This is a genomic window from Falsihalocynthiibacter sp. S25ZX9, assembly GCF_041205405.1.
Taxonomy (GTDB): domain Bacteria; phylum Pseudomonadota; class Alphaproteobacteria; order Rhodobacterales; family Rhodobacteraceae; genus Falsihalocynthiibacter; species Falsihalocynthiibacter arcticus.
Window position 1 is genome coordinate 1 of record NZ_JBGFCD010000049.1, and the last position, 2,492, is coordinate 2,492.

At 55.7% G+C, this 2,492-nt stretch carries 2 protein-coding genes; both read right to left on the reverse strand.

Annotated features, from left to right (window positions below; translation table 11 throughout):
* Positions 1 to 217: 217 nt before the first annotated feature.
* Positions 218 to 1,864: a recombinase family protein gene (locus tag AB9F29_RS21150; protein WP_369757157.1), complete on the reverse strand. Its 1,647-nt coding sequence runs from the start codon at positions 1,862 to 1,864 to the stop codon at positions 218 to 220.
* The gene (locus AB9F29_RS21155; RefSeq protein WP_369757158.1) at positions 1,861 to 2,406 is read right to left on the reverse strand and encodes a DUF2924 domain-containing protein; all 546 of its coding nucleotides are present in this window, start codon (positions 2,404 to 2,406) and stop codon (positions 1,861 to 1,863) included. Before AB9F29_RS21155 ends, AB9F29_RS21150 begins: the two co-directional genes overlap by 4 nt.
* Between the last annotated feature and the right edge of the window lie 86 nt (positions 2,407 to 2,492).

Here is a 2,492-nt window from a genome sequence, read left to right on the forward strand (position 1 = left end):
CAGCCAAACACTTCTTCTCTTTTTGAACGTGCGAAGTACCCGCCCTTTTGTGGCGTGGTTTCAGCGATTTGCCTGTACGACATTCAAGGAGAGACGCTCTTCAGAGAGCAAATACGGCCTTCATATGGCCAATATCTCTCTTCGACATTTCCGCGGTGCGAGTTTGGGGTGAGTTTGCGTTGTGACAGGTTCTGGTGTTGACGTGTTTGCCGACAGACTAAGTGAGCAAGTCGTCTTGCTGGGCCCAGTCGGACGGAAAGCCCTTCTTCAGAAGATAGTCTGTTGTAATGTGATGCGGCAGAGTTCCGTTAACAGCACACTCAATCATGCTCGGCGAGAGAAACGCGAGATTCGTCACTGCTTGGATCCGACGGACAGAGCTTCCTTCGCGTGCCGCTATTTCTTCAAATGTAGTACCGTTTCTGATTGCCGTGTACCAACCTATCCCGCTCGCGATGTTGCGGGTCAGGGTCTGGTCGATCTCGGGAGGGCTGCTGCCAAGGATGATCTTTGTTTCAACACCTCTGCGCCGAAGCCGGAAAGCCGCAGTGATATGCAGGGCATCCGATTCAAGCCGATCCGCCTTTAGGCCCAAATGATCTGCAATGAACTTTGCGTTTAAAGTGATTGCAAGTGATCCTGGCTCAATGATGGTTTTGGCAATCAAGTCTGCCCAACTTCTCACAGTGGATTTTGAATTCAGATTAGAAGCCAAAGTGTCCATACGCTGTCGGAATTGGTCAACATCGGTTGCCATGATGCCCGGAATGGTCCTCGGCAGAAACCCTGGCGCCGAAACATGTTCCGCGACGGCTCTGGCTATCGCGGCTTCGAGTTGCGGCGCGGGTAGTCGCCAGGCCTCGGGATGGTTTGCGCTGCGTTCCGTTACCAAGCGCCTTGAGATATAATACCGCAGCCTTTTGCCGTTCTTGCTTGTATGGCTTGGTGTCAACCGGTCACCTGTCTCATCAAACAGTTTACCTGCGAGGGGCGACGGGTGAGCCGCGTTCTTTTCTCCGCGGATCCGCGCGTGATTTTCCGTCAATCTTCGCTGAACCTCATCCCACACCTCGGGATCAATAATCGGCTCGTGCAATCCCTCATAGATATTTTTGTGATGCCGGATGCGCCCGGCATAAATCGGATTGGTCAGGATATGGTGAATGTGGCCGCGATCGAACGCTGTGCCACCTCTTGTCACACCCGCGACCGTGACCGTCTGCTTTGACCGCAGGTTCAAACCATCCGCCCGTTCTTTGACCAAACGGATGTTGCCGTGCTCCCTGTAGAGATCATAGAGCGCGCGCACTGTCTTCGCTTCTACTTCCTTGATGGTCAGGGTTCGACCGTCCGGATCATACCCCAGCGGGACGTTGCCTCCCATCCAGAGGCCTCTACGTTTGGAGGCTGCGATCTTATCCCTAATTCTTTCGGCCGTGACCTCGCGCTCAAACTGGGCAAACGACAGCAGCATGTTCAGGGTCAGCCGCCCCATGCTGGTGGCTGTATTGAACGACTGGGTGACGGAGACAAAAGACGCCCCTGCCCCATCCAGCCGATCCACAATCTTAGCGAAGTCCGCCAGAGACCGTGACAGGCGGTCAATCTTGTAGACAACGATCTGATCGACCCGTCCTTCGTCAAGATCTGTGAGCAGGCGTTGCAAAGCGGGCCGCTTTAAGGTCCCGCCAGAGATGCCACCATCGTCATAGGCTTCCGGCAGCAATACCCAGCCTTCAGCTCTCTGGCTTGTGATGTAAGCGGTGCAGGCCTCCCTTTGGGCATCCAGCGAGTTAAACTCCTGTTCCAAGCCATCTTCGGAGGACTTGCGGGTATAAATCGCGCAGCGGATCTTGGGCTTCATTGCGTAAGCCCGAAGAAGCGCGGACCCGACCAGTGCGCGCCTGTGATGCGTTTGGCGATGGCAGACAGGGATTTATAGGTCTGGCCATCCATCACAAAGCCCTGCGTGACCACCTCAACCTGATAGGTTCGTCCGTTCCATTCCCGCATCAGATGTGCTCCTGGTTTCAGAGAGGACGTCGAGCAGGTGTTCGGCACCTTGCCATTTGCCATTTCCTGCAGGCGTCGCAGGGTTTGTTTTGGTACGCGCCCGTGTTTCTGGCACTGTTGTTCATGGAGGATTGCCTTTCGCAAGAACCCGACAGACAAGCGCTTGGGGGGTGGGGCATCAAACACCTGCCGCCAGACTTCAAGGCAGGTTGCACGGTCTGCCAGGAAGCCGTCCTGAACAAGGTCCGCCCCGATTTGTGGCGCTGCGTCAATTGCTTTGGATGGCGGGCTGATCAGTTCGCCCTTTTTAGTCTCGTGCAGCCTTCTCTGCGCGCACGCTGCAGGCTGTATAGCACGCGCGTTGAGGGCTAGGCCGTGCTCAACTAGATCCATAATTATCTCCGCTTCGATCCTGGGGCGGGTTACTCCCCCCCTTGTACTGAGCAGAGCCCGGCATTCGGGCGGCAACGGCGACACCT